At 73.8% G+C, this 20903-nt stretch carries 20 protein-coding genes; 4 read left to right on the forward strand and 16 right to left on the reverse strand.

From position 1 onward, the window contains the following. The first annotated feature begins 89 nt into the window (after positions 1-89). Positions 90-1925 (forward strand): multicopper oxidase domain-containing protein, encoded by a 1836-nt coding sequence (locus tag ACI784_RS14120; protein ID WP_457013888.1) that lies wholly within the window; start codon positions 90-92, stop codon positions 1923-1925. Positions 1926-1959: 34 nt separating this feature from the next. Here ACI784_RS14120 and ACI784_RS14125 read toward each other — a convergent pair whose 3' ends face one another. From ACI784_RS14125 to abc-f, 7 genes are all read right to left on the reverse strand, one after another. Next, positions 1960-2811 (reverse strand): sulfurtransferase, encoded by an 852-nt coding sequence (locus ACI784_RS14125; protein WP_457013889.1) that lies wholly within the window; start codon positions 2809-2811, stop codon positions 1960-1962. Then, positions 2808-3272, reverse strand: coding sequence for an SgcJ/EcaC family oxidoreductase (locus ACI784_RS14130; RefSeq protein WP_456923735.1), 465 nt, complete (start codon positions 3270-3272; stop codon positions 2808-2810). The genes ACI784_RS14125 and ACI784_RS14130 overlap by 4 nt, the downstream gene beginning before the upstream one ends. A gap of 109 nt (positions 3273-3381) precedes the next feature. Then, positions 3382-5274: an ABC transporter ATP-binding protein gene (locus ACI784_RS14135; RefSeq protein ID WP_457013890.1), complete on the reverse strand. Its 1893-nt coding sequence runs from the start codon at positions 5272-5274 to the stop codon at positions 3382-3384. A 68-nt stretch (positions 5275-5342) separates the two neighbouring features. Beyond that, positions 5343-5753 carry an enoyl-CoA hydratase/isomerase family protein gene (locus ACI784_RS14140; protein WP_457013911.1) on the reverse strand — a complete coding sequence of 137 codons (411 nt, stop codon included), beginning with the start codon at positions 5751-5753 and terminating at the stop codon, positions 5343-5345. Positions 5754-5762: 9 nt separating this feature from the next. Beyond that, the gene (locus ACI784_RS14145) at positions 5763-6119 is read right to left on the reverse strand and encodes an enoyl-CoA hydratase/isomerase family protein (RefSeq protein WP_457013891.1); all 357 of its coding nucleotides are present in this window, start codon (positions 6117-6119) and stop codon (positions 5763-5765) included. After that, positions 6116-6343 carry a helix-turn-helix domain-containing protein gene (locus tag ACI784_RS14150; protein ID WP_456923738.1) on the reverse strand — a complete coding sequence of 76 codons (228 nt, stop codon included), beginning with the start codon at positions 6341-6343 and terminating at the stop codon, positions 6116-6118. The genes ACI784_RS14145 and ACI784_RS14150 overlap by 4 nt, the downstream gene beginning before the upstream one ends. A 304-nt stretch (positions 6344-6647) precedes the next feature. Continuing rightward, positions 6648-8249, reverse strand: coding sequence for a ribosomal protection-like ABC-F family protein (gene abc-f, locus ACI784_RS14155; protein WP_457013892.1), 1602 nt, complete (start codon positions 8247-8249; stop codon positions 6648-6650). Between the two features lie 126 nt (positions 8250-8375). Between abc-f and ACI784_RS14160 the strand changes: the two genes are divergently transcribed. Both ACI784_RS14160 and ACI784_RS14165 read left to right on the forward strand, forming a co-directional pair. Then, positions 8376-8936, forward strand: a complete 561-nt coding sequence (locus ACI784_RS14160; RefSeq protein ID WP_457013893.1) for a hypothetical protein — start codon at positions 8376-8378, stop codon at positions 8934-8936. A 99-nt stretch (positions 8937-9035) separates the two neighbouring features. Beyond that, positions 9036-11174, forward strand: a complete 2139-nt coding sequence (locus ACI784_RS14165) for an SCO7613 C-terminal domain-containing membrane protein (RefSeq protein WP_457013894.1) — start codon at positions 9036-9038, stop codon at positions 11172-11174. Between the two features lie 78 nt (positions 11175-11252). On the opposite strand, the gene ACI784_RS14170 is transcribed toward ACI784_RS14165, so the two are convergent. From ACI784_RS14170 to ACI784_RS14205, 8 genes are read right to left on the reverse strand one after another with little or no spacing between them, the layout of a single operon-like run. Beyond that, positions 11253-11651 (reverse strand): metal-sulfur cluster assembly factor, encoded by a 399-nt coding sequence (locus tag ACI784_RS14170; RefSeq protein ID WP_457013895.1) that lies wholly within the window; start codon positions 11649-11651, stop codon positions 11253-11255. Continuing rightward, the gene (gene sufU / locus ACI784_RS14175) at positions 11648-12130 is read right to left on the reverse strand and encodes a Fe-S cluster assembly sulfur transfer protein SufU (protein ID WP_456923743.1); all 483 of its coding nucleotides are present in this window, start codon (positions 12128-12130) and stop codon (positions 11648-11650) included. The genes ACI784_RS14170 and sufU overlap by 4 nt, the downstream gene beginning before the upstream one ends. Before the next feature lie 2 nt (positions 12131-12132). After that, a complete protein-coding gene (locus ACI784_RS14180; protein ID WP_456923744.1) occupies positions 12133-13461 on the reverse strand; it encodes a cysteine desulfurase in 1329 nt (442 codons plus the stop codon). Continuing rightward, a complete protein-coding gene (gene sufC / locus ACI784_RS14185; RefSeq protein WP_456923745.1) occupies positions 13458-14261 on the reverse strand; it encodes a Fe-S cluster assembly ATPase SufC in 804 nt (267 codons plus the stop codon). The genes ACI784_RS14180 and sufC overlap by 4 nt, the downstream gene beginning before the upstream one ends. 15 nt (positions 14262-14276) lie before the next feature. After that, a complete protein-coding gene (locus tag ACI784_RS14190) occupies positions 14277-14621 on the reverse strand; it encodes a non-heme iron oxygenase ferredoxin subunit (RefSeq protein WP_456923746.1) in 345 nt (114 codons plus the stop codon). 1 nt (position 14622) lies between these two features. Next, positions 14623-15933, reverse strand: coding sequence for a Fe-S cluster assembly protein SufD (gene sufD / locus ACI784_RS14195; protein ID WP_457013896.1), 1311 nt, complete (start codon positions 15931-15933; stop codon positions 14623-14625). Further along, on the reverse strand, positions 15933-17375 hold the full coding sequence (gene sufB, locus ACI784_RS14200) for a Fe-S cluster assembly protein SufB (RefSeq protein WP_456923748.1): 1443 nt from the start codon (positions 17373-17375) through the stop codon (positions 15933-15935). Before sufB ends, sufD begins: the two co-directional genes overlap by 1 nt. Next, the gene (locus ACI784_RS14205; RefSeq protein WP_457013897.1) at positions 17372-18256 is read right to left on the reverse strand and encodes a helix-turn-helix transcriptional regulator; all 885 of its coding nucleotides are present in this window, start codon (positions 18254-18256) and stop codon (positions 17372-17374) included. Before ACI784_RS14205 ends, sufB begins: the two co-directional genes overlap by 4 nt. A gap of 216 nt (positions 18257-18472) precedes the next feature. Here ACI784_RS14205 and ACI784_RS14210 point away from each other — a divergent pair, with 216 nt between their 5' ends. Further along, positions 18473-19384 carry a COX15/CtaA family protein gene (locus tag ACI784_RS14210; protein ID WP_457013898.1) on the forward strand — a complete coding sequence of 304 codons (912 nt, stop codon included), beginning with the start codon at positions 18473-18475 and terminating at the stop codon, positions 19382-19384. Between the two features lie 328 nt (positions 19385-19712). Here ACI784_RS14210 and ACI784_RS14215 read toward each other — a convergent pair whose 3' ends face one another. Further along, positions 19713-20633: a heme o synthase gene (locus ACI784_RS14215; RefSeq protein WP_457013899.1), complete on the reverse strand. Its 921-nt coding sequence runs from the start codon at positions 20631-20633 to the stop codon at positions 19713-19715. Positions 20634-20903 lie beyond the last annotated feature (270 nt).

A 20903-nucleotide genomic window follows, 5' to 3' on the forward strand; every position in this document is an offset into this window, starting at 1 on the left:
CACCTCCCCCGACGGCGGGTGGGCGGTCGGGCGGATCCAGCCGACGCTGTTCCACGCACGGGGGATCTCGACCAGACGGGATCTGACCGATGGAACACGCCGCCCTCTCGCGACGCGACGTCCTCAAGCTGTCCGCCGCCGGGGCCACCGCCCTCGCACTGCCGCTCGCGGTGCCACTGAGCGCCAAGCAGGTGTCGGAACTGGACGAGAGGCTCCTGCCGCGGCCCTACGTGCGGCAGGCGGTCTACCCGCAGCCACCGATCATCCGGGTGGCGGCGACGCCCGGCCGCGCCAGCGTGACGCTGGAGCAGGCGGAGGAACTGGTGCAGGTCCTCCCGCCGCCGGCGCCCAGGACGCGGTTGTGGGTGTACCGCCGGCCGGGGACGACGGGCACCTTCCCCGGGCCCACGATCAAGGTGCGGCGCAACCAGCCCCTCACCGTGCGGCAGATCAACCGGCTGCCTCCCCGGCACCCGCTGTTCGGTCACGCGTTCTCGACGTCGACGCACCTGCACGGAGCGCCGTCGCTGCCGCAGTTCGACGGCTACGCCAACGACCTCACGCCGCCGGGGTACTTCAAGGACTACCAGTACAACAACACCGAGGACGCACGGACCCTCTGGTACCACGACCACGCCTGGCACGTGACGGCCGAGAACGTCTACACCGGTCTCGCCTCGCAGTACCACCTGCTGCCCCCCGAAGGGGACCCGACCTTCGGGCTCCCCGTGGACAACGAGTTCGACCTGCCCCTCATCATCAGCGACGCCGCGTTCAAGAAGAACGGCGACCTGCTCTTCGACGACAACAGCGAGTCGAGCTTCATGGGCGACGTGATCCTGGTCAACGGCGTGCCGTGGCCGGAGGTCCCGGTCCGGCCGCGGCGGTACCGGTTCCGCATCCTCGACGCCTCCCAGTCCCGGGCCTACGACCTGCAGCTGACCGGCGGGCTGCCGATGACGCTGGTCGCCACCGACGGCGGGCTGGTGCGCCAGCCGGTCGAGATCCAGCGCCTGCGGATCGGCAACGCGGAGCGCTACGACGTCCTCATCGACTTCTCCCGGTTCGCGGGCCAGCGGATCGAGCTGCGCAACAACCGCGTCGACAACACGATCGACTTCGACTTCACCGACCGGGTGATGGCCTTCCGGGTCGGCACCGACCCCGGCGGCACCGACCCGGCCCTGGACCTCGCCGGCTGGCCCGCCGTCGATCCCCAGGGCGTGCTCGCGCTCGACCCGAGCCAGGCCGTCGCGCGGCGCAACCTCCGGTTCGAGCGCCAGGGGGGCGAGTGGACGATCAACGGCCTCACCTGGGAGGACGTCGAGAACTCCGACTTCCGCAACGCGATCGCCCGCCCGCTGGTGAACAGCGTCGAGGTGTGGGACCTGGAGAACCGCTCGGGTGGCTGGTTCCACCCGATCCACCTGCACCTCGTGGACTTCCGGATCCTGAGTCGCACCGACGGACGCGGCCGGGTGCAGGTCTTCGAGGACGGGCCGAAGGACGTGGTCTACCTCGGCGAGAACGAGACCGTGCGGATCGTGGCGCGCTTCGGCCCGAACATCGGCCGCTACATGATCCACTGCCACAACACCGTGCACGAGGACCACGACATGATGCACCAGTTCTGGGTCCTCGGCCCCAACGGTGAGGAGGGTCCGGACCCGATCACGGCGGCGCCGCCCCAGCCCCTGCCGGGTGGCGGCGCCGGGTCATCCCCGTCGCCATCGCCATCGCCGTCTCCCTCCGCATCGCCGTCGCCATCGCCGTCCCCATCGCCGTCGCCGGTTCCTCCCGGCACCGGACCGGGAGCCGGCTCCGGTTCCGGTTCGGGGGGCGCGACCGCGACCACGACCCCGCCGCGGCGTGGGGCGCCGGCGACTCCGACACCGACCACGACGGCACCGCCTCGGCGGCGGTGACCCCTCCGCGGCGGCCGGCCGCCCGGTACCGGCCTCAGCCGGCCGCCGGTCCGGTCGCCGCCGGGCGGGCCGGGTCGTTCGACCACTGCGACCACGACCCGGGCCACAGGGCGGCCTCGACACCGGCGACGGCCAGTGCCGCCACCTCGTGGGCCGCGCTGATCCCGGAACCGCAGTACGCGGCCACCGGCCGGCCGGGGGCGACGCCGAGACCCGCGAACCGCGCGGCGAGTACAGCGGCTGGAAGGAACCGCCCGTCCCCGTCGAGGTTCTCCGTCGTCGGCGCGCTGAGTGCGCCGGGCACGTGCCCGGCGCGCGGGTCGACCGGCTCGACCTCCCCGCGGTAGCGCTCGCCGGCCCGCGCGTCGAGCAGGACGCCGCCGGCACCGGGCACCGCGGCGGCCTCGTCGATGGACAGCACCGGCATGCCGCCGCCGCGGAGAGTCACGTCGCCCGGCTCGGGGACGACTTCGCCGGTGTCCAGCGGGCCGCCGGCCCGGCTCCACGCGGCGAGGCCGCCGTCGAGGAGGCGGACGTCGGTCAGCCCGCCCCAGCGCAGCAGCCACCAGGCGCGGGCCGCGGCCAGTCCGCCGGCGTCGTCGTAGACGACCACCCGGTCGCCGTCGCTGACGCCCCAGCGCCGCGCCGCGTCCTGCAGTCGCTGTACCGACGGCAACGGGTGGCGGCCCTCTGCCGCCGAGGGCGGACCGCTCAGCTCGCTCTCCAGGTCCACGAACACCGCGCCGGGGAGGTGGCCCGCGAGGTAGTGCTCGCGCCCGCGCGGATCGCCCAGCGCCCACCGGACGTCGAGCAGCACCGCCTCCTGCCGTCCGACGCCGAGCTCGTCGACGGTCACCAGGACGGCGGCCTGCGGAGGTGCGGTCACCGGAGGGCGAGCAGGCTGCGCAGCTCCTGGGTCAGCGCCTCGTGCGCCTCGGGGTGCTGGTGCCATGCGGCGGGCGTGGCCTGCAACAGGGAGATCCGCCAGCGGCCACCGCCCTCGTCGACCGCGAGCACCGTGTGGATCGTGTGGTAGCGCGGATCGACGTCGTTGCTCCCGGGCGGGATCATCCCGGCGTGGGCCAGCAGCATCGCCACGCCCTGCGCGACGGGGCGCACGCTGCGGATCACCGCGACGTAGGTGGCCGTCTGGTGGTTGCCGAAGATCTGCCGGAAGTCGGCCGCGATGGCCAGCCGCCCATGGTGGTGGGTGCCGTCGTACCCGATGATGTCGCCGTCGTCGGCGAAGGCGGCGGCGACCGCCGCACCGCTGCGCCGGTTCCAGCCGTCGAGGAACGACGTGTAGAGCGCACGGATCTGGGCGTCGTACGGGTGCGCTGCGGTCACAGAGTCCTCCTCGCTGGCGCCGCCGGCCGGCGGTGCAGTTTCCCGCGTGACCGCGCCAGCCCGGTCACGTCGTCCCTCGTGTGCCATGGGACGGGAGTGACGGTAGTGGTCACGCCGCGCCGACCGTTCGCCCCTCGCCGACGGCGAACTGGGTCCGGTACAGGTCGGAGTATCGGCCCCCGAGCGCCAGCAACTCGGCGTGAGTGCCCGACTCCACGATGCGACCGTCGTCGACGACGAGGATCTGGTCGGCGCTGCGGATGGTCGACAGCCGGTGCGCGATCACCAGCGACGTGCGGCCGGTGAGCGCGGTGTCGAGGGCGTGCTGCACCGCCACCTCCGACTCGCTGTCCAGGTGCGCGGTGGCCTCGTCGAGGATCACGATGCCCGGGGCCTTGAGCAGCACGCGGGCGATCGCCAGCCGCTGCTTCTCCCCGCCCGAGAGCCGGTAGCCGCGGTCGCCGACGACGGTGTCGAGGCCGTCGGGCAGCGACCGCACCAGCCCGGCGATCCGGGCGCCGGCCAGGGCCTCCCACAGCTGCGCCTCGCTCGCCTCGGGCCGGGCGTAGAGCAGGTTGGCGCGGATCGTGTCGTGGAAGAGGTGGGCGTCCTGGCTGACCACGCCGATGGCGTCGCGCAGCGAGCCCAGCGTCACGTGCCGGACGTCGACGCCGCCGACCCGGACGGTGCCGCTGGTGGCGTCGTACAACCGCGGCACCAGGTTGGCGATCGTCGACTTGCCGGCGCCCGAGTGGCCGACCAGGGCCACCAGCTGGCCGGGCTCCACGCGGAAGGAGACGTCGTGCAGCACCGCGGTCGGTCCGCCGTGCTCGGGCAGGGAGACCTCCTCCAGCGACGGCAGCGACACCTCCGCGGCCGAGGGATAGCTGAACGACACGTGGTCGAACTCGATCGACCGGTCGCCCGCGGGCACCGCGACCGCGTCGGGCTCCTCGCGGATCATCGGCTCCAGGTCGAGCACCTCGAACACCCGGTCGAAGCTGACCATCGCGCTCATGACGTCGACGCGGACGTTGGACAGCGCGGTCAGCGGCCCGTACAGGCGCGACAGCAGCAGCGCCAGGGCGACGACGTCCCCGGGGCTGAGCGAACCGGTGAACGCCAGCCAGCCGCCGAGGCCGTAGACCAGCGCGGTCGCCAGCGCGGCGACCAGCGTCAGGGCGGTGAAGAAGGTGCGCCCGTACATGGCCGACAGGACGCCGATGTCGCGCACCCGCGCGGCGCGGCCGCTGAAGCCCGCCGCCTCGGCGTCCGGCCGGCCGAACAACTTCACCAGCAGGGCGCCGGCGACGTTGAACCGCTCGGTCATCGTCGCGTTCATCGACGCATTGAGCCCGTAGGACTCCCGGGTGATCTCCTGCAGGCGGCGGCCGATGCGGCGCGCGGGCAGCACGAACACCGGCACCAGGACCAGCGAGAGCGTGGTGATCTGCCAGGAGAGGCTGAACATGACCCCGGCGGTCAGCACCAGGCCGATGGCGTTGGAGAGCACCCCCGACAGCGTCGAGGTGAAGGCCTGCTGGGCGCCGATGACGTCGTTGTTGAGCCGGCTGACCAGCGCGCCGGTCTGGGCGCGGGTGAAGAACGCCACCGGCATCCGCTGGACGTGCTGGAACACCCGGCTGCGCAGGTCGTAGATGACCCCCTCGCCGATGCGGGCGGAGAACCAGCGGGTGGCCAGGGAGATGCCGGCGTCGACCACCGCGAGCGCGGCGATGAGCAGGGCGATCCGCACGATGTCGGCCGCGGTGCCCTCGAGCCCGGCGATCCGGTTGATGATCCGGCCGGCCAGCAGCGGGGTCAGCACCCCGATCACCGAGGAGCCGATGACCAGCAGCACGAAGAACGTGAGGTCCCGCCGGTAGGGGCGGGCCACGCCCAGCACCCGCCGCACCGTGCCCTTGGGCAGCTCCCGCGCCGCGACCGACGGATCGCGCCGGAAGGACCGCATCGCCGCCATCGAGGTCATGGGACCGCTCACGTCGCCACCACCTCCTTCCCGTCGTCCGGCCAACACCACCGCTGGACGGCGGATTCCACCCCAGGATGTCAGCGCCCTCCGACGAGTTCGGCGAGCCGGCGGGTCTGGGCCGCCCGTTCGGCGGCGTCCTGCGTGGCGGGGTCGTTGCGGACGGCGGAGCGCACCAGCGCGGCGGTCTCCCGGCTGGCGCCGGCCGGGGCCGCGGTGATCGCGGTGACCAGCTCGGTGACGGCGGCGTCGAGCCGGTCGGCGGGGACGACGGTGTTGGCCAGGCCCACGGCGTGCGCCTCGGCCGCACCGACGCCCCGGCCGGTCAGGCACAGCTCCAGCGCCCGCGAGTAGCCGACGAGCTCCACGAGGGTGCTGGTCCCGGTGAGGTCGGGGACCAGCCCGAGCGTCGCCTCGGGGAGCCGCAGGACGGCGTCCTCGGTGAGGACCCGCAGGTCACAGGCGAGAGCCAGCTGGGCGCCCGCGCCGATCGCGTGCCCCTAGACGGCGGCGACCGAGACGATCCCGGGCGAGCGCAGCCAGCGGAACCCGGCCTGGTAGCCGCGGATCCGCTCCTGCGTCTCCTCGGCCGGCATCCGCGCCAGCTCCCCCAGCCCGCCGGCGGTACCCGGGTCGCGGCTGAAGAGGCTGCGGTCCAGGCCCGCGGAGAACGACCGGCCGGCGCCGCGGACCACGACGACACGGACCTCGTCGTCGAGCGAGCCGCCGATCGCGGCCAGGGCGGCCCAGGTGGCGGGGGTCTGCGCGTTGAGCTGGTCGGGACGGTCCAGCGTGACGGTGAGGACGGCGCCGTCCCGCGCCGTCCGCACCCGCCCGGCGTCGTCCTCCGGCGTCACGCCTTCTTGGTGTTCCGGTTGGCTCCCCCGCGGCTGCGGAGCGTGGCGCCGGACTCCGACAGCAGGCGGTGGACGAAGCCGTACGAGCGGTTGGTCGACGTCGCCAGCGACCGGATGCTCTCCCCGCCGTCGTACCGCTGGCGCAGCTCGTCGGCCAGCGAGGACCGGTCCCCCCCGGTGATGCGCTTGCCCTTGCCCAGGTCCGCAGTGCTCGAGTCGGCCATGACTCCCCTCCGTCAGCGACCGTCCGCGGACCGCGCGACCCGCTCCGGCAGCTCGTCCCCTCGGCGCCGGGCCCCACTGACCTCGGCATCCCGCGACCCATGATCACCCAGCACCCCCGGCCGCGCGACGTGAAGGACGACCCGAGGCGGATCGAGGGACGACTCCCTGCCGGGGACGGCACCGAGTCGTGTGGACCGGTAGCGGGGACCCGGAGGGCCTCCCGACCGGGACACGGGCAGCGGCTCAGCGAGCAGGGGGGGGGGACGGCACCTGGCCGCGGTGCGGTCCGGAGGACCGCGGTGACTACGCCAGCTCGACGAGGTCGGCGAGGTCCTCGCTCCAGGCGTCCTCGGTGCCGTCGGGCAGCAGGATGACCTTGTCGGGGTCCAGCGCCCGCACCGCACCCTCGTCGTGGGTGACCAGCACGATCGCGCCCGTGTAGGTGCGCAGCGCCTCGAGGACCTGCTCGCGGCTGGCCGGGTCGAGGTTGTTGGTCGGCTCGTCGAGGAGGAGCACGTTGGCGCCGGAGACGACCAGCGTGGCCATGGCCAGCCGGGTCTTCTCGCCGCCGGAGAGCGTGCCGGCCCGCTGGTCGACGGTGTCGCCGGAGAAGAGGAAGGCGCCGAGGATGCGCCGCAGCTCGGTGTCGGTGCTGTCCGGAGCCGCCGAGCGCATCACCTCGAGCAGCGAGCGGTCGAGGTCGATGGTCTCGTGCTCCTGCGCGTAGTAGCCGACGCGCAGGCCGTGGCCGGCCTTGACCTCGCCGGTGTCGGGGTCCTCGGTGCCGGCGAGCATGCGCAGCAGCGTCGTCTTCCCGGCGCCGTTGAGCCCGAGGACGACGACGCGCGTGCCGCGGTCCACGGCGAGGTCGACGTCGGTGAAGACCTCGAGCGAGCCGTAGCTCTTCGACAGTCCCTCCGCGGTGAGCGGGGTCTTCCCGCACGGGGTGGGCGTGGGGAAGCGCAGCTTGGCCACGCGGTCCTGGACGCGGACGGCCTCCAGCCCGGCGGCCAGCCGCTGGGCGCGCTTGTCCATGCTCTGCGCCGCCTTGGCCTTGGTCGCCTTGGCGCGCATCTTGTCCGCCTGCGCGGCCAGCGCGTCGATCTTGCGCTCGGTGTTGGCCCGCTCCTGCTTGCGGCGGCGCTCGTCGGTCTCCCGCTGCGCCAGGTACGGCTTCCAGCCGAGGTTGTAGACGTCGACGACGGCCCGGTTGGCGTCCAGGTGCCAGACCTTGTTGACGACGGCGTCCAGCAGCTCGACGTCGTGGCTGATGACGATCAGGCCGCCCTTGTGCGAGGCCAGGAACCCCTTGAGCCAGGTGATCGAGTCGGCGTCGAGGTGGTTGGTGGGCTCGTCGAGCAGCAGCGTCTCGGCGTCGGAGAACAGGATCCGGGCCAGCTCGACGCGGCGGCGCTGGCCGCCGGAGAGCGTGCGCAGCGGCTGGACCAGCACCCGGTCGGGCAGACCCAGCGCGGTGCAGATCCGGGCGGCCTCGCTCTCGGCGGCGTACCCGCCCAGCGCGGCGAACTGGTCCTCGAGCCGGCCGTACCGGCGCACCGCGCGGTCGCGCTCGGCGTCGTCGGCCGGCTCGGCCATGGCCACCTGCGCCTTGGTCATCTGCGCGCGCAGCACGTCGAGCCCGCGGCCGGAGAGCACGCGGTCGCTGGCGGTGATGTCGAGGTCGCCGCTGCGCGGGTCCTGCGGCAGGTAGCCGATCTCGCCGGTCACCTCGACCTTGCCGGCGTGCGGCAGCCGCTCCCCGGCGAGGGTGGTGAGGGTGGTGGTCTTGCCCGCTCCGTTGCGGCCGACCAGCCCGATGCGGTCACCGGGCTGCACGCGGAGGGTCGCCTCGCTGATGAGGATGCGGGCGCCGGCGCGCAGCTCCAGCCCCGTGGTCGTGATCACTGATCCCAGGGTAGGCGCTCCTCCGGCTCCGGTCCGCCCTCGGCCGGGGTGACGTCCGCGGCACCGTTGTCCACAGGCGGCCGCTCGCGCCCCACACGGCGCCGCCGCCCGGTCCACCATCCGGGCATGACCTCGTCGAACCCGACGTCGCAGGGCCCGCCGCGCCCGTCCTGCGGGCGTCCCGCGGTCGGTGCGGCGGCGCAGCCGCGCGCCCCGCTGCCTGCCTCGCCGGCCGCGACCGCGACCATCGCGTCGCTCTTCGGCCGGCTCCCGCGCAGCAGCGTGGTCCTGCAGCTCCTGGTCCTGCTGGCCGTGCAGCCGGTCCTCGTTCTGTCGACCTCGGCCCTGGAGGGTGCCGGCCCGCTCGCCGGGCTGCTCGTGCTCGTCCTGCTCGACGCGCTCGTGCTCGCGCGGGCCAGCACCTTCCTCATCGCCCACGTGGCCGAGTGCTGCATGAGACTGGGCGCGATCCTCACGGCCGTCCTCGGGTTCCTGATGGTCTGGGCCTCGATGCCACCCGTGTCCTGGACAGCCACGACCCTCCTGGGCGCAACGGCCGTGATGGCGCTGCTCGTGCGGCGGGATCCCCGCCTGGCCGGTCGGCTGCCGGCCACTCCGACGTTCGTGGGAGTGCTGGCCGTCCCCGTCGTCCTGTGCCTCACCGGTTCGCTGATGGTGACCTTCTGAGCCGACCGTCCGGGCGGCGCAGACGCGCCGACCGTCGGCGGGTGGCCGCCGCGCCCCGGCCCTACCGTGGACCGGACGTCCGGAGGGAGGGAAGCGGCCGTGGACCCTGCGGAGGCGCCGCCGCTCCCCTACCGGGCGCGCGGGCTGGAGTGGTTGCTCGCGGTCGGCGTGGTGCTCGTCGCCACCGCCGGCGCCGGCATGACCGCCCTGTTCGGCGGGGACTGGGCCCGGGTCCTCCTCCTCGGCCTCGCCGTGGCCGCGGCCATGGCGAGCTGGGCCGCCGCGGTCGCGACGTTGCCACGGTCGGAGGAGGCGCTCGCCGCCGCGGCGGTCGTGCTCGCCGCGCTGGGCGCCGACCCGGGCGGCTCCCTGACGTCCGGCAGCCTCGGTCCACCGGTCACCGTCGGCGCGGTCGCCGCTGTCCTCGCGTTCCTGCTGCCCTCCCCGGTCGCCTGGCCTCTGGCCGTGTGGGCCGCCGTCCAGGTGACCGCGCTGCGCGCCGTCGACGGCGCACCGTCCGGCTTGCCCGACGTCGCCCTCACCCTCGGAGCCGCCCTGGCCGGGCTGGCCACGGCCGGCACGGCCCGACCCCTGGTCGCCCGGATCGCCCTGCTGGCCGCGATGCCGTGGTGGGTCGCCGGCGTCGGCGGCGCCGTGTACACCGCCTGGACCGGCGCGGGCCCGGCGCGCTGGCTCCCGGTCGCGCTGACCGTCGCGGCGGCCGCCGCACTGCTCGCCGCGGCGCAGCGGCGGGAGCTGGGTGCTCTGCTGCGTCCGCCGTCGGCCGTGGCCGCGCTGTGCGGGATCGCGGCCGGCGCGGCCGTCGGGGCCGCGCTGCACAGCCCCGGCCCCGTGGCCGTCCCGCTCGCCGGCTACCTCGGCGTCACCCTCGCCTCGGTCGCCGCGGCGCTGCTCACCGGCGCCGCGCGCCGGGCGGTGCTGCCCGCTGCGGTGGGCGCCGCAACGACGCTCGTCGTCCTGTGCCTCGTCCAACTGCTGGCCGACGCCCGGTGGACGGCGCTGGCCTGGCTCCTCGCGGTGACCGCGGCGTTGAGCCTGCTCACCGCGGTGCTCCGGCGCGACGAGCGTCCGCGGGCCCTGCCGGCGGCCGTCGTGTGCGGTGGTCTCGCGGCGCTGTGCACGGTCCCGGACGGTGGGCTGGGCGGTCCCCGCGGCGCCGCCGTCGTGCTGACCGGCCTGTACCTCGTCGCCCTCACCGGCGGCCTCGGCCTGGAGACGCGCACACGGCGGCCGACCGTGACGGCCGCGGCTGCCTGCGCGGTCGCTGCGGCGGCCCTGCTGGTGGCCCTCCGCGCCCGCGGCCAGCTGGCCCTGCACCTCGCCGTCCAGGGCGCCGGCACCTACGTGTGGGCGTGGCTGCTGTGGCGGCAGGCGCGAGGCCGTCGTGCCCGGTGGTCACGGCGACGGGCGGCGCGGGCCGCCCGGCCGGACGCCGCGACGGCCGAGCCGGGCTGGGCGGCCCGGTTGGGGGACGCCGTCCGCCCCGGGGCCCGCGCCGTCCGCCACGGGCTGCGCGCCGTCCGCGACGGCATCCGCGTGGTCCGGCGGTCCGTGCAGGAGGCGATCGCGGTTCCCCCCGGCCCGGCGCCGGCAGCGGAGCGGCCGGCGTCACGGGCGACGCGGCCCCCGGCGCCCGCCCCGCCCGACCCCGAGCCGGTCGACGAGGCGACGGCCGCCCCCGAGGTGTCGCCCGCCTGGCGGGCCGGCGCGGCGCAGCTGGTGCTGGCGGCGTGGGTCCTCGCCGCCCTCACCGACGCGGCGGTCCCCGAGGCCTACTCGCTGCCGGCGGCGGTCGGGTTGCTGATGGCGGCGGGCCCGCGGCTGGCGTCGGGGCGGTCGGCGCCCGCCTGGGGGCCGGGGCTGTGGGTCGCCGCGGCGCCGTCGGTCGCGTGGGCGGTGCTGGCGCCGGGGAGCACCCGTCCGCTGCTGGTGTTCGCCGTCGCCGCCGCCGTCATGGCGCTCGGCGCGTGGCGGTCGGTCCGTGCGCCGGTGGTGGCCGGCGCCGCCACCGCCGTGACCCTCGCCCTCGGCCTGCTCGTGGTGCAACTGCCGCTGGCGGTCGGCAGCGCGCTCGTCGTCGGCGTCAGCCTGCTGGCCGTCGGGGCCTGGCGGGAGATGGTGCTGCGGCGGCGCCGGCGCGAGCGGGAGTCCGATGACGGGACCACCCCGGCCGACCGGTCCGACGGCTTCCGTCGCCGCGTGGCCGCCATGAGGTGAGGCCCGAGACGACCGTGGCGCCGCGACTCGGCCCGGAAGGGCAGGGTCACGGCGCCACGGGACGGCGTCGGTCGTGGCTCAGACTCGGAAGCCCAGGGCCCGCAGCTGCTCGCGACCGTCGTCGGTGATCTTGTCCGGACCCCACGGCGGCATCCAGACCCAGTTGATCCGGATGTCGTCGACCAGCCCGGGGCCGGGACCGCCGGTCAGGGCCTCGCGGGCCTGGTCCTCGATGACGTCGGTCAGCGGGCAGGCCGCCGACGTCAGGGTCATGTCGATGACGGCCACGTTCGACTCGTCGACGTCGATGCCGTAGACCAGGCCCAAGTCGACGACGTTGACCCCCAGCTCGGGGTCGACGACGTCACGCATGGCCTCCTCGACGTCCTCGATCAGCGCCGACTTGTACGGCGGCAGCTCCGCCGGCGTGGCGTCGGCGGGCTCGGTGCTCACCGCGTTCTCGGTCGTCTCGCTCATGCGTCCTGCCCTCCAGTCGGGGTGGTGGGGTGGGCGACCGACAGGGCCCGTGCGCTGGCGTCCTTGAGGGCCATCCAGCTCATCAGCGCGCACTTGATGCGCGCCGGGTACTTCGACACACCGGCGAACGCGACGGCGTCCTCCAGTTCGTCCTCGAGCTTCTCGGCGACGGCCGCGTCGCCCTTGCTCTGCATCAGCGTCATGAAGTGCTCGCCGGTCCCGAGCGCCTCGGTCACGGTCTTCCCGATGACCAGGTCGTACATGGCCGACACCGACGCCTGGCTGATCGAGCAGCCCATGCCCTCGTACGAGACGTCGGCGAGGCGCTCCCCGTCGAGGTGCACCCGCAGGGTCACCTCGTCGCCGCACGTCGGGTTGACGTGGTGCACCTCGGCCTCGAACGGCTCGCGCAGACCGCGGCCGTGCGGGTTCCGGTAGTGGTCCAGGATGATCTCCTGGTACATCGACTCGAGCTGCATGCTCAGCCCACCTCCACCGGGGCAACGCCGAAGAACTCCTGCGCCTTCCGGACGGCGTCGGCCAGGGCGTCGATGTCGTCGTACCCGGTGTGCACGTAGAACGTCGCCCGCGTGGTGGCAGGGACGCCGTAGCGCCGCACCACCGGCCAGGCGCAGTGGTGCCCCACCCGGACCTCGACGCCGAGGTCGTCGAGGACCTGGCCGACGTCGTGCGGGTGGATGCCCTCCACGGTGAAGGAGATCGCGCCGCCGCGGGCCACGGTGTCGGGCGGGCCGATGACGGTGACCCCCGGGATCTCGGCCAGCCGCGCCAGCGCGTAGCCGGTGAGCGCCTCCTCGTGGGCGTGCACGTTCTCCATGCCGAGCCCCTGCAGGTACTCGACGGCCGCGGCCAGCCCGATCACCTGCGCGGTCATGGGCACCCCGGCCTCGAACCGCTGGGGCGGGGGCATGAAGGTGCTGCCCTCCATGCGCACGACCTCGATCATCGATCCGCCGGTCAGGAACGGCGGCAGCGCGTCGAGCACCTCGTAGCGGCCCCACAGGACGCCGACCCCGGTGGGCCCGAGCATCTTGTGCCCGGAGAACACCAGGAAGTCCGCGCCGAGCGCGGTGACGTCCACCGGCTGGTGCGGCACCGACTGGGCGCCGTCGACCAGGACGAGCGCGCCGACCTCGTGGGCGCGGGCGACGATCTCCCCGAGTGGGTTGATCGTGCCCAGGATGTTCGACTGCTGGGTGACCGCGACCAGCTTGGTCCGCTCGTTGACGACGGTGGCGAGGTCCGACAGGTCCAGCCGGCCGTCGTCGGTGAGGCCCAGCCAGCGCAGCGTGGCGCCGGTGCGCTCGCACAGCTGCTGCCAGGGCACCAGGTTGGCGTGGTGCTCCATCTCGGTCACCACGATCTCGTCGCCCTGCCCGACGGCGTACCGGCGGAACTGCTCCTCCTTGGCGGTGGCCGCGTTGGAGAGCGCGTAGGCGACGAGGTTGATCGCCTCGGTGCTGTTGCGGGTGAACACGACCTCCTCGGCCGGGGCGCCGATGAAGGCCCCGATCGTGGCGCGTGCCGCCTCGTAGCGGGCGGTGGCCTCCTCGGCCAGCTGGTGCGCACCCCGGTGCGGGGCGGCGTTGCAGGTCTCGTAGAAGTCCCGCTCGGCGTCCAGGACGCTGCGCGGCTTCTGCGAGGTGGCCCCCGAGTCCAGGTAGACCAGCCGCTTCCCGTCGCGGACGGTGCGCGACAGGATCGGGAAGTCCGCCCGGATCGCCTCGACGTCCAGCGGCAGGGGCGGCTTGTGCGCCCCGGCAGCGGGACGCGAGACGGTCTGGGTCATGACTGGAGGACCTCCGCAGCGGCCGACTCGGCGCTGGCCTGCTCGTTCGAGTCCTTGACGTACGCGGCGTAGCCCTCGTTCTCCAGCTTCTCCGCCAGCTCCGGACCGCCCTCCTCGACGATCTTGCCGGCGACGAAGACGTGCACGAAGTCGGGCTTGATGTAGCGCAGGATCCGCGTGTAGTGGGTGATCAGCAGGACGCCGACCTCGCCCTCCGCGCGGGTGCGGTTGACGCCCTCGGAGACGATCCGCAGCGCGTCGACGTCCAGGCCGGAGTCGGTCTCGTCGAGGACGGCGATCCTCGGCTTGAGCAGCCGCATCTGCAGGATCTCGTGGCGCTTCTTCTCACCGCCGGAGAAGCCCTCGTTGACGTTGCGCTCGGCGAACGCCGGGTCCATCTCCAGGGCGGCCATCTCGCTCTTGACGTCCTTGACCCAGGTGCGCAGCTTCGGCGCCTCGCCCTGGACGGCCGTGGCCGCGGTGCGCAGGAAGTTCGACACCGAGACCCCGGGCACCTCGACCGGGTACTGCATGGCGAGGAACAGGCCGGCGCGGGCGCGCTCGTCGACGCTCATCGCGAGGACGTCCTCGCCGTCGAGGGTCACCGTGCCGCCGGTGATCGTGTACTTCGGGTGACCGGCGATCGAGTACGCGAGGGTCGACTTGCCCGACCCGTTCGGCCCCATGATCGCGTGCGTCTCACCGGAGCGGACGGTCAGGTCGACCCCGCGGAGGATCTCCTTGGTGTCGTCGCCCTCCCCCACGGTGACGTGCAGGTCGCGGATCTCCAGCACGGACACTTCTCTTCTCGCTCCTCAGTTGCGGGTCGCGGGGACGGAGGCGTCGACGTCGACCAGGACGTCGTCGCCCTCCACCCGGACCGGGTAGACGGGCACCGGCTCGGTGGCCGGCAGGTTGGTGGGCTCACCGGTGCGCAGGTCGAAGCACGACCCGTGCAGGTAGCACTCGATGGTCGGGGCGCCGTCGAACTCCTCGACGTCGCCGTCGGTCAGCGGGACCTCGGCGTGCGAGCAGAGGTCCTCGAGCGCGAAGACCTCGCCCTCGAAGCGGACCACCGCGACGTCGACGTCCGCCAGCTCGACCCGCAGGGAGCCGTTCTCGGGTACCTCGGACAGCGCGCAGAGCCGCTCGAACGCCATGTCAGCCCTCCACCGGCTGCTCGGCGAGCGCCGGCAGGGCCCCGAGGCGGGCCTCGATGGTGCCCATCAGGCGGTCCTGCAGCCCGGGCAGGCCGATGTGCTGGACGACGTCGGCGAAGAAGCCGCGGACGACGAGGCGCCGCGCGGTCTCGGCGTCGATGCCACGCGAGCACAGGTAGAACAGCTGCTCGTCGTCGAACCGGCCGGTGGCGCTGGCGTGGCCGGCGCCGACGATCTCGCCGGTCTCGATCTCCAGGTTGGGCACCGAGTCGGCGCGGGCGCCGTCGGTGAGCACCAGGTTGCGGTTGAGCTCGTAGGTGTCGGTGCCGGTGGCCGCCGGGCGGATCCGGACGTCACCGACCCACACCGTGTGCGCCTTCTCGCCCTGCAGCGCGCCCTTGTAGAGCACGTTGCTGGTGCAGTTGGGCACGGCGTGGTCGACCCACAGCCGGTGCTCCTGGTGCTGGGTCTCGTCGGCGAAGTAGACGCCGAACAGCTCCGCCGTCCCGCCCGGGCCGGCGTACTGCACGTTGCTCACCAGGCGCACGAGGTCACCGCCGAGGGTCACCACGACCTGCTTGAGCGTGGCGTCACGGCCGACGACGGCGTCGAACTGCCCGCCGTGCACCGTGCCCGGCGCCCAGTCCTGCACCGACACCAGGGTGACCTGCGCGCCGTCCCCGACGAGGACGGCGACGCCCCCGGAGTACCGGGCGAGGCCGCTGTGGTCGAGGACGACCGTCGCCTCGGCGAACGCGCCCACCTCGACGACCAGCTGGCCCCACACGACGTCGTCGGAGCCGGTGCCCGACAGCCGCAGGGTGACCGGGCGGTCCGGCTGCGCCTCGGCGGGCACGCGGACGACGGCGGCACCGCCGCTGCGCTGGCGGGTGAGCGCGGCGAGCCGGTCGACCGGCTCGGGCAGGCCCTTGAGCAGCGGGTCGTCGGCGTCGACGCTGGTCAGCTCGACGCCCTCGGGCAGGTCGGTGTCCCACTGCAGGTGCGCGTCGGACGGCGCGCCCTGCAGCAGCGGGCGGATCCGGCGCATCGGGGTGAAGCGCCACTCCTCCTCGCGGCCGGTCGGCTCGCCGAAGGCGTCGGGGTCGGTCGAGGTGAACCGCTCGGCCGGGGAGCCGGTCGGCACCGGGCCGCCGTGCGAGTGGGCGCCGGGGCCGGCCTCACCGGCGGTGGCGGTGCCACCGGCCGGGGTGGTCGGCGGCCCGGCCTGGGCGCCGACGCCCGGGGCGAACAGCTCACCGGCGAGGCCGCCGGTGGTCTCGACGGTCGTGCTGGTGTTGTCGGGGGCTGACATCAGCCGACGGCACCTTCCATCTGCAGTTCGATGAGGCGGTTGAGCTCGAGGGCGTACTCCATGGGGAGCTCGCGGGCGATCGGCTCCACGAAGCCGCGGACCACCATCGCCATCGCCTCGTCCTCGGTCATGCCGCGGCTCATGAGGTAGAAGAGCTGGTCGTCGCTGACGCGCGAGACGGTCGCCTCGTGGCCCATGGCGACGTCGTCCTCGCGGACGTCGACGTAGGGGTAGGTGTCCGACCGGCTGATGGTGTCGACCAGCAGCGCGTCGCACTTCACCGTCGACTTCGAGCCGTGGGCGCCCTCGTCGATCTGGACCAGGCCGCGGTAGGAGGTGCGGCCGCCACCGCGGGCCACCGACTTCGACACGATCGTCGAGGAGGTGTTCGGGGCGGCGTGCACCATCTTGGCGCCGGCGTCCTGGTGCTGGCCCTCACCGGCGAAGGCGATCGACAGCACCTCGCCCTTGGCGTGCTCGCCGGTCATCCAGACCGCCGGGTACTTCATCGTGACCTTGGACCCGAGGTTGCCGTCGACCCACTCCATGGTCGCGCCCTCGTGGGCGATCGCCCGCTTGGTGACCAGGTTGTAGACGTTGTTCGACCAGTTCTGGATGGTCGTGTACCGGCAGCGGGCGTTCTTCCGGACGATGATCTCGACGACCGCGGAGTGCAGCGAGTCCGACTTGTAGATCGGCGCGGTGCAGCCCTCGACGTAGTGCACGTAGGCGCCCTCGTCGACGATGATCAGCGTCCGCTCGAACTGGCCCATGTTCTCGGTGTTGATCCGGAAGTAGGCCTGCAGCGGGATCTCGACGTGCACGCCCTTCGGCACGTAGATGAACGAGCCGCCCGACCACACCGCGGTGTTCAGCGCGGCGAACTTGTTGTCGCCGGACGGGATGACCGAGCCGAAGTACTCCTTGAAGAGGTCCTCGTGCTCCTTGAGGGCGGTGTCGGTGTCGAGGAAGACGACGCCCTGCTCCTCGAGGTCCTCACGGATCTTGTGGTAGACGACCTCGGACTCGTACTGGGCGGCGACACCGGCGACCAGCCGCTGCTTCTCGGCCTCCGGGATGCCCAGCTTGTCGTAGGTGTTCTTGATGTCCTCCGGCAGCTCCTCCCACGACGTGGCCTGGGCCTCGGTGGAGCGCACGAAGTACTTGATGTTCTGGAAGTCGATCCCCGACAGGTCCGAGCCCCAGTCGGGCATCGGCTTGCGGTCGAAGAGCTTGAGGGCCTTGAGGCGGCGCTCGAGCATCCACTCGGGCTCGTTCTTGCGGCGGGAGATGTCCCGGACGACGTCCTCGGACAGGCCCCGTCGCGCGGAGGCACCGGCGACGTCGGCGTCAGCCCAGCCGTACTGGTAGCGGCCGAGCTGCTCGATCTGCTCGTCCTGCGTCAGCGGCGCGCTGGTCACCGGCTGCTGGGTGCTGGTCATACGGGCGTCCTCTCCCGGTCGTACGTGTGGGTGGAGCTGGTGGACGGTGCGGTGCGCGTGGCGGCCGTCGTCGGCTGCGCTCCTCGCTCACCTGGTACAGGGCGCACGGGGCCCGATCTGTTCCCCGCGCGCATGTGAGCAAGGACCCCGTCCTCCTCACCCCTCGCGCGCTCGGGGTGAGCCTCTGGACGGGGCCGACGGACGTCGGCACCCATCCGGACGGGGCCCGGGATGTGGGTGGTGCAGACGCCGTCGCCGTGGGCGATCGTCGCCAGCCGCTGGACGTGGGTACCCACCAGCCGGCCGATCACCGCCGTCTCGGCCTCGCACAGCTGCGGGAACTCCGCCGCCACGTGCGCCACCGGGCAGTGGTGCTGGCAGAGCTGCCCGCCGCTGGAGATCGCCGAGGCCGAGGCAGCGTAGCCCTCGGCCGTCAGGGCCGCGGCGAGCACCTGGGCCCGGTCGACGGTGCCGCTCGCGGCCGCCTGCTCGACGGCCGTGGAGCAGCGCTGCTCGAGGCCGGACAGCTGCGCCTCGGCGACCGCCCGCACGGCGTCGGGACCACCGGATGCGGCCACGTACCGCAGCGCGGTCAGCGCGAGGTCGTCGTAGGCGTGCGGGAAGTCGGAGCGGCCGGCGTCGGTCAGGTGGAACAGTCGCGCAGGACGGCCGCGGCCGCGGCGGGCGCCCGGCGCCTGCCGCTCCTCGACCCGGCCGGTCGCGACCAGCGCGTCGAGGTGCCGGCGGACGGCGGTCGGCGAGACGCCCAGCCGCCCGGCGAGCTCGGTAGCGGTCTGCGGTCCGTGCTCCAGGAGGAGCGCGGTGACGCGGTGCCGCGTGCGCCCGTCGTCGGCTGTCGCCGACGACCGGGGCGAGGGCACCGGGGCCCTGCCGTCCTGCACGTGGTCGCTTTCCACAACACAAGTGTTGCCTATTTCGGGGCGACCGCAAGCAAGGGGGACCTAAGTCCCGGGCCCCCGGGACCTCTGGTGATGGCCTGCGCCCCGGGGTGAGGCCGGCGTGTGAGCAAGCCCTCACCCCGTCGCCGTCCCCGCGGACGGTCCGGACCGGCTCCGGGGACCGCCTAGCATCGGAGCGTGCCGGTCTCCCCTGCCGTCGTCTCGCGCCTCGCCCTGGCCAACGCCGTCGCCAACGGCGCCATCGTCGTCACCGGTGGAGCCGTCCGGCTGACCGGTTCGGGCCTCGGCTGCCCGACCTGGCCCCGGTGCACCGACGAGAGCTTCGTCGCGACCCCCGAGCTGGCCGGGCACGGCGTCATCGAGTTCGGCAACCGGCTGCTCACGTTCGTGCTCGCCGCCGTGGCGATCGCCACCGTAGTCGCGGTCTTCCGCTCGACCCGGCGCGACCTGCGGGGTCTGGCCGTCCTCGCGTTCCTGGGCATCCCCGCGCAGGCACTGCTCGGCGGGGTCACCGTGCTCACCGGGCTCAACCCGTGGACCGTCGCCGCGCACTTCCTCGTGTCCTCGGTGCTCGTCGCGGTGACGACGGTGCTGTGGCTGCGCTCGCGGGAACCGGGCGTGGGCCAGCTGCTGGTCCGCCGTCCGTTCGCGCTGCTCGTGTCCGGCATCGCGGTGGCGACCGCCGCCGTCCTGGTGCTGGGCACGGTGGTGACCGGCAGCGGTCCGCACAGCGGCGACCCCGGGGCCGGCCGCACCGGCTTCGACCCCGAGCTGGTCAGCCAGCTGCACGCCGACTCGGTCTTCCTGCTGCTCGGGCTGACGGTCGCGCTGCTCGTCGCCCTCCACGCCACCGACTCCCCCGGTCGCCTCAGGCGGGCCGTGCGGGACCTGCTGGCCGTCCAGCTCGCCCAGGGGGTGGTGGGCTACGTGCAGTACTTCACCGACCTGCCCGTCGCGCTCGTGCTGCTGCACATGCTCGGCGCGGTGCTGGTGACGGCGTTCACCGCCCGCCTGGTGTGGTCGGTGCGCGGCCCGGCGTCCGAGCTGCCGCTGGACGCCTCCTCGGTGCCCGCCGCCGCCACCCGCTGAGCCGGGCTCCCACCCGCCAGACACGACTCCGGGGAACCAGCTCCCAGGCGCCCCTGACAGGCCGCAACTCCGGGGAAGGGGCTGCCCGCTCCGACGCCGGCGACGCTGCCGCCCCAGCCGGGTACGGCTCCCAACCGGTGTGGACCGGTCGCGGGGGCCCGGAGGGCCTCCCGACCGGGACACGAGCAGCGGCTCAGCTCAGCAGGGACACGGCACCTGGCCGCGGTGCCGTCCGGAGGACGGCGGTGTCACCGCGGTGCCGTCCGGAGGATGGCGGTGCCACAGCGGTGCCGTCCGGAGGACAGCGGTGACCCAGCGGGTCAGGGAGTCAGACCAGGACGTCGACGATGATCGCGACCGACAGCAGGGTCATGTACGTGATCGAGATGTGGAACAGCTGCATCGGCTTGGTCTCGGCGCCGGTGCGGATGCGGCGGAGCAGCCGGTGCGCCTCGACGGCGAACCACAGGCCGAGGGCGGCCGCGGCGGCGGTGTAGATCCAGCCGATGCCGAACCCGTCGGCGACCGGCCAGAGCAGCAGCGAGACCGCGACGGTCAGCCAGGTCCAGACGACGGTCTGCCGCCCGACGGACATCGCGGAGGCCACCACGGGCAGCATCGGCACGTCGGCGCGGGCGTAGTCGGCCCGGAAGCGCATGGCCAGCGCCCAGAAGTGCGGCATCTGCCAGCAGAAGACGACGCCGAAGAACACGACCGCGGGCCAGGTCACCGAGCCGGTGACCGCCGCCCAGCCGATCAGCACCGGTGCCGCCCCCGGCACGCCACCGAACTCGGTGCTGCGGCGGGTGTACCGCTTGAACACCATCGTGTAGAGGACGGCGTAGTAGACGATGGCGGCCAGCGCGAGGCCGGCGGCCAGCAGCGTCGTGGTGGTGGCCAGCAGCCCGACCGACACCACGGTGAGCACCAGCCCGAACACCAGGGCCGCGCGCGGGCTGACCTCGCCCATCGGCAGCGGCCGCCGCTCGGTGCGGTGCATGAGCCGGTCGATGTCGCGGTCGTACCAGCAGTTGAAGACGTTGGCCGCGCCGGCGGCGAGCGTGCCGCCGACCATCGTGGCGATCAGCAGCCGCCAGGAGGGCCAGCCGCCGGAGGCGAGCATCATCGCCGGCAGCGTGGTGACCAGCAGCAACTCGATGATCCGCGGCTTGGTCAGGGCCACGTAGGCCCGCACGGTGTTGGAGAGGCGACGGGCCTGGACGGCCGGGCGCTCCGACAGCGCGGTCACCGCGAGGCCTCGGGTGCGCAGGCACACGGGCAGGGCACCACCGGGCACCTGGACAGCACGAGGTCCCTTCCGAGAGGGGACGGAGAACGGACCAACTGTAGCCCGCGGCCGACACCCGCACGGGCGGGCATGACTAGGGTCTCGTCACGTTGGTGCTGCGCATGCAGCGGGTAGGGCCGACGTCGACGACGACGGTGCGCCTGGGTCCGGCGCGACGGGCCGTGGGCACGCGCGACGCCCGGTCGCTGGAGCCGCGCACCGTCGTCCGCC

Source organism: Geodermatophilus sp. SYSU D01186, from assembly GCF_054050215.1.

Coding starts and splice junctions, on each gene's coding strand:
- ACI784_RS14120 (WP_457013888.1), top strand. CDS start 90: ATGGAACACGCCGCCCTCTCGCGACGCGACGTCCTCAAGCTGTCCGCC.
- ACI784_RS14150 (WP_456923738.1), bottom strand. CDS start 6,343: ATGGCCGACTCGAGCACTGCGGACCTGGGCAAGGGCAAGCGCATCACC.
- ACI784_RS14160 (WP_457013893.1), top strand. CDS start 8,376: ATGACCTCGTCGAACCCGACGTCGCAGGGCCCGCCGCGCCCGTCCTGC.
- ACI784_RS14170 (WP_457013895.1), bottom strand. CDS start 11,651: ATGAGCGAGACGACCGAGAACGCGGTGAGCACCGAGCCCGCCGACGCC.
- sufU (WP_456923743.1), bottom strand. CDS start 12,130: ATGCAGCTCGAGTCGATGTACCAGGAGATCATCCTGGACCACTACCGG.
- ACI784_RS14180 (WP_456923744.1), bottom strand. CDS start 13,461: ATGACCCAGACCGTCTCGCGTCCCGCTGCCGGGGCGCACAAGCCGCCC.
- ACI784_RS14190 (WP_456923746.1), bottom strand. CDS start 14,621: ATGGCGTTCGAGCGGCTCTGCGCGCTGTCCGAGGTACCCGAGAACGGC.
- sufD (WP_457013896.1), bottom strand. CDS start 15,933: ATGTCAGCCCCCGACAACACCAGCACGACCGTCGAGACCACCGGCGGC.
- sufB (WP_456923748.1), bottom strand. CDS start 17,375: ATGACCAGCACCCAGCAGCCGGTGACCAGCGCGCCGCTGACGCAGGAC.